The sequence below is a fragment of the Amorphus coralli DSM 19760 genome (assembly GCF_000374525.1).
Classification (GTDB): domain Bacteria; phylum Pseudomonadota; class Alphaproteobacteria; order Rhizobiales; family Amorphaceae; genus Amorphus; species Amorphus coralli.
This window is the reverse complement of sequence record NZ_KB894572.1, coordinates 275693-288624: the sequence shown is the minus strand read 5'-3', so window position 1 is coordinate 288624 and position 12932 is coordinate 275693. Positions and strand designations below refer to the sequence as shown.

Here is a 12932-nt window from a genome sequence, read left to right as displayed (position 1 = left end):
CAGCCCGCGAAACGGGCAGGAACGGAGCCATCAGCGCCCGTCCCTTTCCCAACCCCGATTCGGATGTCCGGCGGCAGGCGCACCAGCCCCGCCGACCGCCAGGAGCCCCCATGCCGCTGCTGCGAACCGCCTGCATCGCACTTGTCGCGCTCGCCACCGCCGCCTGCGTTTCCGCAAACGGCGAGCCCGCCCCGATCCAGGCAGCATCGGGCTCCTCCCGCACCTGCGCGCCGGCCACGGTCCCGGTCCCATCCGACGTTTCCGTGGAGGAGATGGTCGGCCAGCTCCTGGTGGTGGGCTTCCAGGGCTCCACGCCCGGATCGGACTCGGCACAGCGCGTTCGTCAGCAGATCGCCGACGGCAAGGTCGGTGGCGTCCTGTTCCTGCGTCACAACATCGGCTCGGCGGCCGACGTGAAGGCGCTCACGGCAAGCTTCGCCTCTGCCGACGGCCGGACGCTCCTCATGGTCGATCAGGAGGGCGGCAAGGTCGCGCGCCTCACCTCGTCCATGGGCTTCCCCGCCACGCCATCGGCGCAGGAGGTGGCGCGCCGCTACAGCCCGTCGGAGGCACGCGCCGTCTACGCCAGAATGGCGACCGGCCTCCGGGACTGGGGATTCAACGTCAACCTGGCGCCCGTTTCCGACCTCGCGGTGAACCCGAGCAACCCCGTGATCACCAAGCCAGGCCGGGCCTACTCCTCAGACCCGCAGACAGTTGCGGACTACAACCGCGCTTTCGTCACCGCGCATCGCGCGGCCGGCGTTGCCGCCACCCTCAAGCACTTCCCCGGCCACGGCTCTTCCGCCGGCGACAGCCACAACGGCGCCGTCGACATCACCTCGACCTGGAGTGAGGCCGAACTCATTCCCTATCGCGAGCTCATCGGCGAGGGGATGGCGGACATCATCATGATCGGCCATCTGCGGCTCGACCGTTCCGGAATCGGCGACGGCCTCCCCGCCTCGATCTCTCCCGCCGTGGTCGACGGGCTGCTGCGCTCGCAGCTCTGCTACGACGGCGTGGTGATGACCGACGACCTGATCATGCGGGCGATCCGCAACCGGATGTCGGCCACCGATGCGGTGATCGCTGCGATCGGCGCCGGCAACGACCTGATCGTGGTGTCGGGCGACGCTTCCACCGGCCCGTATTTTCCCGAGGAAGTGGCGGCCGCGGTCGCGGAAAGTGCCGCGCGGGATCCTGACTTCATGGCCTCGCTCGCGGCGTCCTACGCCCGTGTCATGGCCCTGAAACGGAAGTTCGCTACCGGCGGCCGGTCGTAGCAACGGCAGGCTAACGCAAGACGCGCGGCATTCCGCGTCGCTCGACCACCCGTAGCGGTTGCCGCCGCGCATCCGCAGCATGTCGACACATTCGTCAGACCGAAAGAAAGCGCTGCTTCACGGTCCCGTCGGCCGCGAGCTCGGCGGAGGTGCCTGTCCAGACCACCTTGCCCTTCTCGATGACCACGTGGCGGTCGGCGAAGCGCGACAGGGCGTCGATGTTCTTGTCGACGATCAGGATGGATTGGCCCTCGCCCTTGAGCGTCACCAGCACCTGCCAGATCTCCTCGCGGATCAGGGGCGCGAGGCCTTCCGTCGCCTCGTCCAGGATGAGAAGCGACGGGTTCGTCATGAGGGCCCGGCCGATGGCGAGCATCTGCTGCTCGCCGCCGGACAGCTGCTTGCCGGAATTGGCCCGGCGCTCGGCGAGGCGCGGAAAGAAGCCGTACACCTCCTTCAGCGTCCACCGCGGCGCGCCGCCTGCCCGGTTGGCCGCAGTGGCGACCAGGTTCTCCTCCACCGACAGGGTCGGGAAGATCTGCCGCCCTTCCGGCACCAGCCCGAGACCGGCCTGGGCGATCCGGTAGGGCGGACGCCCCGTGAGATCGGATCCGGCGAAGCTGACCCGGCCTGCGCGGGCCGGCACGAGCCCCATGATCGTGTGGATGGTGGTGGTCTTGCCCATGCCGTTGCGGCCGAGCAGCGTCACCGCCTCGCCGGCATCCAGGCCGAATTCGATGCCGAACAGGACCTGGCTGTCGCCGTAGGCGGCTTCCAGGCCCTCGACGGTCAGCATGGGTGCGGCGGGCGCAGCCATCATGCCTCCTCCCCGAGATAAGCCTGGCGGACCTTTTGATTCTCTCGAATGGCTTCCGGTGCTCCGGTGGCGATCACCTCGCCATAGACCAGCACCGAGATCCGGTCGGCAAGCGCGAAGACCGCATCCATGTCGTGCTCCACCAGGATCATCGTGTAATCGCTCGCCAGCCGCTTGAGGACAGCAACCAGACGCTCGGTCTCCTCGCGCCCGGTGCCCGCCATCGGCTCGTCCAGCAGAAGAAGCTTCGGCCGGGTCGCCAGCGCGATGGCCAGTTCCAGGCTGCGCTTCTCGCCGTGGGAGAGCGAGCCTGCCCGGGTGCCGGCGCGCTCCAGAAGCCCGACGGTTTCAAGGTGCGCCGCGGCGGCATCCGTCAGCGAACGATCGCGGTTGACCGCCCTGACGAAGCGGAACGAGTGTCCCTGCCGCGCCTGGACGGCGAGCGCGACGTTGTCGAGCACGGTGAAGTTCGGAAGGATGGTGGTGATCTGGAAGGAGCGCGCGAGGCCGGCACGGGCCCGCTGCGCCATGGACAGCCCCGTCACGTCGCGTCCGTCGAAGACGATGGACCCGTGATCGGGCGCGAGCGCCCCGGAGATCTGGCTGATCAACGTGGTCTTGCCAGCGCCGTTCGGCCCGATGATGGCGTGCACCTCGCCGCGCTCCACGTCGAGTGAGAGTTCGTTGGTGACGCGCAACGCGCCGAAATGCTTTGAAAGCCGCTCCAGGCGGAGGATGGGATCAGCCACGGTTGCGCCCTCCCGACAGGATCGAGAGCAGCCGGACAATGCCACCGTGCCCGAAGAGCACGACCAGCACCAGGATCGGGCCGAAGATCAGCCGCCAGTGCTCGGTGAAGTCCTGCAGCACCTCTTCCAGCACCAGATAGGCGGCCGCGCCGATGATGGCGCCGTGAAGCGTGCCCATACCACCGAGCACCACCATGACGATGAGATCGCCGGAGCGATGCCAGCCCATATAGGCGGGGCTCACGAACTCGGTCTGGTTGGCGAGCAGGACGCCGGCCAGGGCACACAGCATGGCGGATATGACGTAGGCCACGAGCCGGTAGCCGTACGGATCGATGCCGACGGCCTGCAGCCTGACCTCGCTCTGCTTGGCGCCGGTCAGCACCCGGCCGAAGCGCGAGGCGACGATCATCCGGCAAAGGAGATAGGCGCCGAGGAGGCAGGCGAAGGTGACGTAGTAGAAGGTCGTGCGGTCATCGAGGATGGCGTGACCGAGAAACTCGGTCCGGCTCCAGATGGTCAGACCGTCGTCGCCGCCGTAGGCCGACAGGCTTGTGGTCGTGTAGTAGGCCATCTGCGCGAAGGCGAGCGTAATCATGATGAAGTAGACGCCGCGGGTCTTCAGCGAGATGGCGCCCGTCACCAGTGCGAACAGCCCGGCTGCGACGAGGGCCACCGGCACCGCAATGAGCCCCTCGTCGGTGCCCTCGGCTGACAGGATGCCGATGCCGTACGCCCCGATGCCGAGAAAGGCGGCGTGGCCGAAGCTGATCAGCGCGCCGTAGCCGAGGATGAGGTCCAGGCTGACGGCGGCGATGGCGAAGATCATCACCCGGATGACGAACAGGGTGAGGAAGGAATCGTCGAGCGCCACGGAGACGGCGGGCATCACCGCCAGGATCGCGAACACGACGAGCGGGATCCAGGTCCCTTCGAGAATCCGGCTCGGCCGCGGCGCGGTGGATGGGGTGGCGGGAGAAGCGGTCTTTGCCATTGCGCCTAGCTCCCCTTCGCCGGGAACAGGCCGGTGGGCCGGAAGAAAAGCACTGCCGCCATGAGGATGTAGATCAGCATCGAGGCCACCGCCGGGCCGACGTCGGTGGCCGCCGACGGCGACAGGAACAGCTTGAAGATATCGGTCATGAAGGTGCGGCCGAGCGTGTCCACCAGCCCGACGATGAGGGCCGCGAAGAAGGCACCACGGATCGAACCGATGCCACCGATGACGATCACCACGAACGCCAGGATCAGCAGGCTGTCGCCCATGCCCGGCTCAACCGAGAGGATCGGCGCTGCCGTGAAGCCGGCGAACCCAGCAAGCATCACGCCGAAGCCGAAAACGATCATGAAGAGCTGGCGGATGTTGACCCCGAGCGCCGACACCATGCGCGCATTCGTTGCCCCGGCGCGCACCAGCATGCCGATGCGGGTTTGGGTGACGAGCAGCCACAGGCCGACGGCCACCGCCAGGCCGGCGACGATCAGGGCGATTCGGTAGACCGGGTAGAGCAGCCCGTTCATCAGGAGCACGGCACCCGACAGCGCCTCGGGAACCGGCACGGTCAGCGGCGACGGGCCGAACAGCACCCGGGCGAGCTCGTTCAGGAACAGGATCACACCGAAGGTCGCCAGAACCTGGTCGAGATGGTCCCTGTCATAGAGGCGACGGTAGATGGTCACCTCCAGCAGGAGGCCGATCAGAAGCGCCGCCGACATGGCCAGTACCAGCGCCATGAAGAAATTGCCGACGAGCGTCGTGAACACAACGGCCAGGTAGGCGCCGACCATGTACTGGACGCCGTGGGCAAGGTTGACGAAGTCCATGACGCCGAACACGAGCGTCAGCCCGGCCGCGATCAGGAACAGGAGCACGCCGAGCTGCAGACCGTTCAGCAGCTGAACGGCAAAGAGGGTCATCGACACGGGATGGCGAACCTCGCTCGTCCGGTGCGGATCGTCGACCATCGGCATGGCGGCGCGCATCAGGACACGCACGCGCCAGCCGTCAGGGGCCGGGCGATCCTGCGGAGATCAAAGACGGTGGTCGGTGTCCCTCAGGCACCGCGCGATGGTGCGCACGATGCGCAGCGGCGATGAGAGGATCGGTCTCGACACCGGCTCCGGATCGTGTCGGCGCCCGCGAGGCACCCGCTCAATCGGTTCATAGCACTCTGTCCCCTTGCCGCAGCTGGAAGCGTGTCTGATTGTTTTTTGTGCGATGCGGCATCTGCCCAAAGAATTTGCCACAGATCGCGCGCACCGGTCGACACGGAGAACATTTTAGGTTTGAAATATCTCCGTTGTGAAGCCCCGCCATGGCGCGCCGGGGATGGAAACGGGCGGCGACCCGAGAGCCGGCCGGTTGGCGCGGCCGTTGCACACGGCTACACGGATCGAGACGCAACCGGACAGAGGGAGATACCGAGCATGTCCGTCCTTCCCACCAAGTTGAAGGCTGCCGCCGTCGCGGCGTTCTGCCTCTCGGCACTCGCCAGCCAGGCGCAGGCCGAGACCGTGCTGCGCGTGTCGAACTGGCTGCCGCCGGGACATCCGCTCGTCGTCGACATTATTGAGCCGTGGGGCGAGAAGGTTGCCGAGGTTACTGACGGCCGCGTCACCGTGGAGGTGATGAAGGCGCCGATCGGCAAGCCGCCGGCCCAGTATGACCTGATCGCCAAGGGCGCCGCCGACGTCGCTTACGGCGTGCACGGCTACACGCCGAACCGGTTCGGCCTGACCTCGCTGGTCGAGCTGCCGTTCCAGTCCAACACCGCCGAGGCGCTCTCCGTCGCCTATTGGCGCGTCTACGAGAAGTATCTGAAGGAAGCCGACGAGCATGACGGCGTGAAGCTCGTCACGCTGTTCACCCACGGTCCGGGCGAGATCTACACGACCAAGGAGGCGGTCACCTCGACCGACCAGCTGGAAGGCGCGAAGTACCGCGTCGGCGGCGGCCTGGCCAACATGGTGGCGCAGCGGCTCGGTATCGTGCCGGTCTCCGCTCCGTCGCCTCAGGTCTACGAGATCCTGTCGAACGGCGTTGCTGACGGCATCCTGTTCCCGGCCGAATCCGTGCCCTTCTTCAAGATCGACACGGTGGTCAAGAACGGCACCAGCGTTAACGGCGGCCTCTACGCCACAAGCTTCTTCGTCATCATGAACGAGAAGACCTGGGACAGCCTCTCCGAGGAAGACCAGAAGGCGATCGACAGCGTCTCCGGCGAAGCGCTGGCGCGCATCGCGGGCCAGGCCTGGGACAACGCCGACGCCGCCGGTGTCAAGAAGATGGAAGCGGAAGGCGTCAAGATCATCGATGCAGACGAGGCCTTCATGGCGTCGCTCCACGAGAAGCTCGACGGCATCGAATCCGTCTTCCTCGACGCCGCCAAGGAAAAGGGCGTCGACGGCGAGGCGGCCCTCAAGATGCTGAAGGAAGAAGTCGCCAAGGAAAGCCAGTGAACGCGAACGACGCGCTTCATCGGACTGCCGCGCGCCGCCCTTGGGCGGCGCGCATCCCCTCCGCCTGCGCGGCCATGCTCAATCTCGTCGCGGGCGTCCTTCTGTTCGCGATGATGATCCTGACCGTCACCGACGTGGTCGGCCGCTACATCTTCACCGCCCCCGTGCCCGGCGCCTTCGAGGCGACGGAAATCATGCTGGTGCTGATCGTCTTCGTCGGCCTGCCCATCGTGACCGGCCGCGGAGAGCATGTGAGCGTGCTGCTCTTCTACGACCGGGCGCCGGCGTTCCTCACGCCGATCCTCCGGATCCTGGCGCGCGTGCTGACCGTGGTCGCCTTCGGCGTGGCCGCCTGGCTCCTCTACGGGGTCGCCGGCGAACTCGCCTCCTATGGTGACACGACGGTGCTGCTTCGCATTCCCCTTGCGCCCGTTGCCTATGCGGCGGCCGCCCTTTCCGCCGTGGCGACCATCGTCGCGGTCATCGCCGTGTTCGCGCGCGACGAAGCGGAGGCATAGACCTTTCCATGGATGCCTGGGTTCCGGGGCTGATCGCCCTCCTCGTCCTCCTGTTCGCGGGCGTGCCGATCGCGGTGGCCATGGGCATCGTCGGCGCCACCGGCCTGACCCTCATTCTCGGCCTGCAGGGCGGGATGGCGATTGTCGGCCAGACGCTGTTCGACACCAGCCTGTCCTACTCGCTGTCGGTGGTGCCGCTGTTCATCCTGATGGGCAACTTCGTAACCCGCGCGGGATTGTCCGACGAGCTCTATGCGGCCTGCCACGCCTGGCTCGGCGCCCGGCCGGGCGGTCTGGCCATGGCAACGGCCGTCGCCTGCGGCGGCTTCTCGGCCGTCTGCGGCTCGTCGCTGGCCACCGCCGCCACCATGGGCAAGGTCGCGCTGCCGCAGATGCGGAAATACCACTACGACGACAGCCTTGCCTCCGGCGTCATCGCCGCAGGCGGCACGCTCGGCATTCTGATTCCCCCGAGCGTGATCCTGGTTATCTACGGCGTGACCACACAGCAGGATATCGGCCGGCTGTTCATCGCCGGCATCGTGCCCGGCCTTCTCGGCATCCTTCTCTACATGGCCGCCGTGCGCGTGGTCTGCATGATGAACCCGGACAGGGGCCCGCCCGGCCCGAAGGTCTCCCTGGCGGAGAAATTGCGCGCCACCCGTGGCGTGCTGGGCATCCTTGCCCTGTTCGTGTTGGTCATCGGCGGCATCTATGTCGGCATCTTTACCGCAACCGAGGCAGCCGGCGTCGGTGCCTTCGGCGCGTTCCTGATCGCGCTCTTCCGGCGCACCCTGTCCTTCCGGGTGGTGGGCGAGATCCTGGCCGAAACCGCGTCCACCACGACCATGATGTTCGCCGTGCTGATCGGCGCCATCGTGTTCGCCAACTACATCAACATCGCCGGCCTGCCGGACGACCTGACCTCGTTCGCCTCCCAGCAGGACGTCGCGCCGTTCGTCATCCTCCTGGGCGTCCTGGTCATCTACCTGCTGCTCGGCATGGTGCTGGAGAGCCTGTCGATGGTGCTGCTCACCGTGCCGATCTTCGCTCCGATGATCGGGGCGCTGGGCTACGATCTGGTCTGGTTCGGCATCGTCGTGGTGATCATGACGGAGATCTCCCTGATCACGCCGCCGGTGGGCCTCAACGTCTTCGTCCTGAAGACGGTGCTGCCGGACGTCTCGATCGGAACGATCTTCAAGGGCGTCACGCCGTTCATCCTGGCCGACATCGTGCGGATGATCCTGCTGCTCGCATTCCCGATCCTCGCCCTCGGCCTGCCGAACCTGATGGGGTAAACGCCACGGGGCGAAGCGGGCCCGGGTTCGGCGTGCGGGCGCGCGACAGGACGCCAACCGGAACCGCTCGGCCCGCCGGCAACCGAAACGCCTCCAGGCCTCAGTGCGGCAGGTCCACCGTGACCTCCGCCCCGCCTAGGCCATGCACGCTGTCGCCGGCGCGCACCGTTACGCGCTCCACGTTGTCGGAAATCGCAACGCCGGACAGGCTGCGGGTGAACGGTTGCTCGTTGACGTGGGGATGGAAAAGCGTGCGCGTCCCGAGCACCGTACCGTCCGGACCGACGATCTCGAACCGGTCGGCGTAGTGGTCCCAGCCCTCGTCGGCGTGGCGGACGGTCACGTCGAACCGGTAGGAACCGCCGTCCTCCGCCGTGACCGAGACGTCGACAACATCCGCCTCGCCGGCCACCGCCGCCGCGGTCAACGCGAGTGCAGCAGCTCCCGCGCAGAGGATGGTCCGGATGCTGGTCATGGCGTGTCTTCTCCTTGTGCCAGGCGACCGCGGCCGCTCACCGGCCCGCACCCTCACCGCATCGCACCACGGCCTGCAAGTCACGAGATCGCGCGCCCGCAGACGATCAGATCGGTGTCACCCGCCTGAGCGTGAGGTTGATCCGGCCGCCCTCCGGAAGAAGTGTGGACGAGCCGGCCAGGATGCGGTCGATGCCGTGGTAGGCCAGCCGGTCCTCGCCGCCGAAGACGATCACGTCGCCCGATGCCAGCCGCAGCGACCGGGTCGGCCCCTTCCGCGTCGTACCGCCGATGCGGAACACGGCCGTGTCCCCGAGCGACACGGAGACGACCGGGGCCCCGAACTCATTTTCGTCGCGGTCCTGGTGCAGCCCCATCCGCGCCTTCGGGCCGTAGAGGTTGACCAGGCAGGCCTCGGGCGGCGCCGCGATGCCGGATACATCCGCCCACAGGTCCAGAAGGAGTTGCGGAATGGGCGGCCAGGGTTCGCCCGTGTCGGGATGCGCCGGCTGGTATCGGTAGCCGTCGATGTCGGCCACCCAGCCCAGCGGCCCGCAATTCGTCATCCGCACGGACAGCGGCTTGCCGGTGCGCGGCATGCACGGCGCAAACCAGGGCGCCGCCTGGACCACCGCTTCGATGTCGGCGAGCAGGGCGCGCTGGGCGGCCGGATCGAAGCGTTCGGGAAGGATGTCGATGGCCATGGCCCTCTCCCTACAGTCGGCCGCAGTCGGCGGCCAGAGGCGCGACCGCAGTTTTGTTCACGCCGCCTTGCTCGCATGCGAACGCGCCAGCCATGCGGGTTTGCATGCCAAATCTGCTCAAAAACGCGTGTTTGGATCGCGTGCGGGCGGCTTGCGGCTCTTTTGGCCCCTTCTTATATAGCTCGCAGCGTTTCGGCCCATCCGCGCCGAAACCGATCCGTTTTGCGTTCGAAACGTCAGGGGGCCGGCCGGCGCGATGTCGGCCTTGTCGGACGCCGTCCTCGGGTCCGAACGGTCTGCCAGAAGGAGAGACAAGAGAATGAGCAAGGTCATCGGCATCGACCTCGGCACCACCAACTCGTGTGTCGCGGTGATGGAAGGCAAGCAGGCGAAAGTCATCGAGAACGCCGAGGGCGTGCGCACGACGCCGTCCATGGTCGCGTTCACCGACGAAGGCGAGCGCCTGGTCGGCCAGCCGGCGAAGCGCCAGGCTGTGACCAACCCGGAGCGCACCCTTTTCGCGGTCAAGCGCCTCATCGGCCGCCGCTTCGACGACCCGATGGTGACGAAGGACAAGGATCTCGTCCCCTACAAGATCGTGCGCGCCGACAACGGCGACGCATGGGTCGAGGTGGACGGCAAGGAATATTCGCCCTCGCAGATCTCCGCCTTCATCCTGCAGAAGATGAAGGAAACGGCCGAATCCTATCTCGGCAGCGAGGTCACCCAGGCGGTCATCACGGTTCCCGCCTACTTCAACGATTCCCAGCGTCAGGCCACCAAGGATGCCGGCAAGATCGCCGGCCTGGAAGTGCTGCGCATCATCAACGAGCCGACCGCGGCGGCGCTGTCCTACGGTCTCGACAAGACCGAGGGCAAGACGATCGCCGTGTATGACCTCGGCGGCGGCACCTTCGACGTGTCGGTGCTGGAGATCGGCGACGGCGTGTTCGAAGTGAAGGCCACCAACGGCGACACCTTCCTCGGCGGCGAGGATTTCGACATGCGCCTCGTCGACTACCTGGCCGACGAGTTCAAGAAGGAGCAGGGCATCGACCTGCGCGGCGACAAGCTCGCCCTGCAGCGCCTCAAGGAGGCGGCGGAGAAGGCCAAGATCGAGCTTTCCTCCGCCCAGCAGACCGAGATCAACCTGCCCTTCATCACGGCCGACCAGTCCGGTCCGAAGCACATGACGATGAAGCTCTCGCGTTCCAAGTTCGAGAGCCTGGTCGATGATCTCGTGCAGCGGACGATCGAGCCCTGCCGCGCGGCCCTCAAGGACGCCGAGATGCAGGCCGGACAGATCGACGAGGTGGTTCTGGTCGGCGGCATGACCCGCATGCCGAAGATCCAGGAAGTCGTGAAGCAGTTCTTCGGCAAGGAGCCCCACAAGGGCGTGAACCCGGACGAGGTCGTCGCCATCGGCGCCGCGATCCAGGCCGGCGTGCTCCAGGGCGACGTGAAGGACGTGCTGCTGCTCGACGTGACGCCGCTGTCGCTCGGCATCGAGACGCTCGGCGGTGTGTTCACCCGTCTGATCGACCGCAACACGACGATCCCGACGAAGAAGTCGCAGACCTTCTCCACGGCCGAGGATGGGCAGACCGCTGTGACGATCCGCGTCTTCCAGGGCGAGCGCGAGATGGCGGCCGACAACAAGATGCTGGGCCAGTTCGATCTGGTGGGCATCCCGCCGGCGCCGCGCGGCGTGCCGCAGATCGAGGTCGCGTTCGACATCGACGCCAACGGCATCGTCAACGTCTCGGCTAAGGACAAGGGCACCGGCAAGGAGCAGCAGATCCGCATCCAGGCCTCCGGCGGTCTATCCGACGACGAGATCGAGAAGATGGTCAAGGACGCGGAGAGCCACGCCGAGGACGACAAGAAGCGTCGTGCGCTCGTGGAGGCCCGGAACCAGGGCGAGGCGCTGGTCCACTCCACCGAGAAGATGCTGGCGGACAACGGCGACAAGCTCGCCGAGGCCGACAAGTCCACCGTCCAGGCTGCCGTCGAGGAGCTGAAGACGGCACTCGCCAGCGAGGATCTCTCCGAGATCGAGGCGAAGAGCCAGGCCCTCGCCCAGGCGTCCATGAAGCTCGGCGAGAGCCTCTACAGCCAGGAGCAGGCTGCTCCGGAAGGTGAAGAGACCGCCGAGGGTGGGCAGGCCCAGGACGACGTGGTCGACGCCGACTTCGAAGAGGTCAAGGACGACGATCAGAAGCGGAGCGCGTAACCGCCCCCGCCTAGACACAAGATGCGGCGCACGGCAGTGTGCCGCATCTTTCGTATGACCCGATTTCAAGCGAGTAGCCCGTTCCCCGTGACGGCCAACGTCAGGCCGCGCGACATCGCACAGGCAGGCCGATCCGCGTTTCGCGGACACGCGGCGACCTGGCGCGCAAGGGCCGGCTCGAACCGTTGCAAGCAGAGTTACGCTCCCCATGGCCAAGCGCGACTACTACGAGGTTCTCGGCGTCCACGCCCAGGTGACCGAAACCGAGTTGAAGAGCGCCTACCGCAAGCTCGCCATGCAGTTTCACCCGGACCGCAACCCGGGCAATGCCGAGGCGGAGGCCAGGTTCAAGGAAGTCAGCGAGGCCTACGAGGTCCTCAAGGACCCGAACCGGCGTGCCGCCTATGACCGGTTCGGCCACGCTGCCTTCGAGGGCGGTATGGGCGGCGGTGGCCAGGCCGGCTTCGGCGGCGACTTCGCTTCCGCCATGTCCGATATCTTCGACGAATTTTTCGGCATGGGGGGCCAGCGCCGGCGCGGCGGCGGCGGCCGTGAGCGGGGCGCGGACCTGCGCTACAATCTGGAGATCGAGCTGGAGGAATCCTTCACCGGCAAGACGGTGGAGATCGAGGTCCCGACCTCGGCGACCTGCGTCACCTGCTCCGGCTCGGGCGCCAAACCGGGCACCTCGCCGACCACCTGTCAGACCTGCAAGGGCGCTGGCCGGGTCCGGGCGACCCAGGGCTTCTTCACGCTGGAGCGCGCCTGCCCAACCTGCCAGGGCCGCGGCACCATCATCACCGACCCGTGCGAGGTGTGCTCCGGCCAGGGCCGCATCTCCGAGGAGCGCAAGCTCTCCGTCAACATCCCGGCCGGTATCGAGGACGGGACCCGGATCCGCCTCGCCGGTGAGGGCGAGGCCGGCGTCATGGGCGGGCCGTCGGGCGATCTCTACATCTTCCTGTCGATCAAGCCGCACGCCTTCTTCCAGCGCGAAGGGGCGGACATTTTCTGCCGGGTGCCGATCTCGCTGACCACCGCCGCGCTCGGCGGCGAGTTCGAAGTGCCCACCGTTTCCGGCGAAAAGACCCGGGTGAAGGTGCCCGAGGGCACCCAGACCGGCCGGCAGTTCCGGCTCAAGTCCAAGGGCATGCCGGTCATCCGCAGTCCACAGTTCGGCGATATGTACATTCAGGTTGTCGTCGAGACGCCACGCAATCTGACGAAACGACAGCGCGAGCTTCTGGAGGCCTTTGAAGAAGAGGCATCTCAGGATAATCATCCAGAATCGCATGGTTTCTTTTCCCGGGTGAAGGACTTCTTCGAAGGCCTGGGAACCTGAGGGTCGGGCCAAGTGGCCTATCCCGCCGCCGCAAGCCGCCAGGGGCGTG

The 12932-nt window shown here is 66.9% G+C and carries 12 protein-coding genes; 6 read left to right on the top strand and 6 right to left on the bottom strand.

Going from position 1 to position 12932, the window contains the following annotated elements:
- The first annotated feature begins 110 nt into the window (after positions 1-110).
- Positions 111-1286, top strand: a complete 1176-nt coding sequence (locus tag C507_RS20875; RefSeq protein WP_018699411.1) for a glycoside hydrolase family 3 N-terminal domain-containing protein — start codon at positions 111-113, stop codon at positions 1284-1286.
- Positions 1287-1380: 94 nt separating this feature from the next.
- Here the strand turns inward: C507_RS20875 and C507_RS0109275 are convergent, their stop codons facing one another.
- Genes C507_RS0109275 through C507_RS0109260 form a run of 4 tightly spaced genes read right to left on the bottom strand, consistent with a single transcriptional unit; the run spans position 1381 to position 4769 of the window.
- On the bottom strand, positions 1381-2082 hold the full coding sequence (locus C507_RS0109275; protein ID WP_026318971.1) for an ABC transporter ATP-binding protein: 702 nt from the start codon (positions 2080-2082) through the stop codon (positions 1381-1383).
- 20 nt (positions 2083-2102) lie between these two features.
- Positions 2103-2852 (bottom strand): ABC transporter ATP-binding protein, encoded by a 750-nt coding sequence (locus C507_RS0109270; RefSeq protein WP_018699409.1) that lies wholly within the window; start codon positions 2850-2852, stop codon positions 2103-2105.
- Positions 2845-3846: a branched-chain amino acid ABC transporter permease gene (locus tag C507_RS0109265; RefSeq protein WP_018699408.1), complete on the bottom strand. Its 1002-nt coding sequence runs from the start codon at positions 3844-3846 to the stop codon at positions 2845-2847. Before C507_RS0109265 ends, C507_RS0109270 begins: the two co-directional genes overlap by 8 nt.
- A 5-nt stretch (positions 3847-3851) precedes the next feature.
- Entirely contained in the window at positions 3852-4769 is a 918-nt protein-coding gene (locus C507_RS0109260) for a branched-chain amino acid ABC transporter permease (protein ID WP_040400931.1), read from the bottom strand.
- Positions 4770-5279: 510 nt separating this feature from the next.
- On the opposite strand from C507_RS0109260, the gene C507_RS0109255 reads away from it, so the two are divergent.
- From C507_RS0109255 to C507_RS0109245, 3 genes are read left to right on the top strand one after another with little or no spacing between them, the layout of a single operon-like run.
- On the top strand, positions 5280-6311 hold the full coding sequence (locus C507_RS0109255; protein ID WP_018699406.1) for a TRAP transporter substrate-binding protein: 1032 nt from the start codon (positions 5280-5282) through the stop codon (positions 6309-6311).
- Complete coding sequence (locus C507_RS20870) at positions 6308-6829, top strand: TRAP transporter small permease (protein WP_018699405.1); 522 nt, start codon at positions 6308-6310, stop codon at positions 6827-6829. The genes C507_RS0109255 and C507_RS20870 overlap by 4 nt, the downstream gene beginning before the upstream one ends.
- 8 nt (positions 6830-6837) lie before the next feature.
- On the top strand, positions 6838-8130 hold the full coding sequence (locus tag C507_RS0109245) for a TRAP transporter large permease (protein ID WP_018699404.1): 1293 nt from the start codon (positions 6838-6840) through the stop codon (positions 8128-8130).
- 100 nt (positions 8131-8230) lie between these two features.
- Here the strand turns inward: C507_RS0109245 and C507_RS0109240 are convergent, their stop codons facing one another.
- Together C507_RS0109240 and C507_RS0109235 are read right to left on the bottom strand one after the other, a co-directional pair.
- Positions 8231-8605 carry a hypothetical protein gene (locus tag C507_RS0109240; RefSeq protein ID WP_018699403.1) on the bottom strand — a complete coding sequence of 125 codons (375 nt, stop codon included), beginning with the start codon at positions 8603-8605 and terminating at the stop codon, positions 8231-8233.
- Positions 8606-8711: 106 nt separating this feature from the next.
- Positions 8712-9308 (bottom strand): alpha-ketoglutarate-dependent dioxygenase AlkB family protein, encoded by a 597-nt coding sequence (locus C507_RS0109235; protein ID WP_018699402.1) that lies wholly within the window; start codon positions 9306-9308, stop codon positions 8712-8714.
- Positions 9309-9564: 256 nt separating this feature from the next.
- Between C507_RS0109235 and dnaK the strand changes: the two genes are divergently transcribed.
- Both dnaK and dnaJ read left to right on the top strand, forming a co-directional pair.
- On the top strand, positions 9565-11541 hold the full coding sequence (dnaK, locus tag C507_RS0109230; RefSeq protein ID WP_083923431.1) for a molecular chaperone DnaK: 1977 nt from the start codon (positions 9565-9567) through the stop codon (positions 11539-11541).
- A gap of 208 nt (positions 11542-11749) precedes the next feature.
- Positions 11750-12883, top strand: a complete 1134-nt coding sequence (dnaJ, locus tag C507_RS0109225) for a molecular chaperone DnaJ (RefSeq protein ID WP_018699400.1) — start codon at positions 11750-11752, stop codon at positions 12881-12883.
- Positions 12884-12932: the final 49 nt, after the last annotated feature.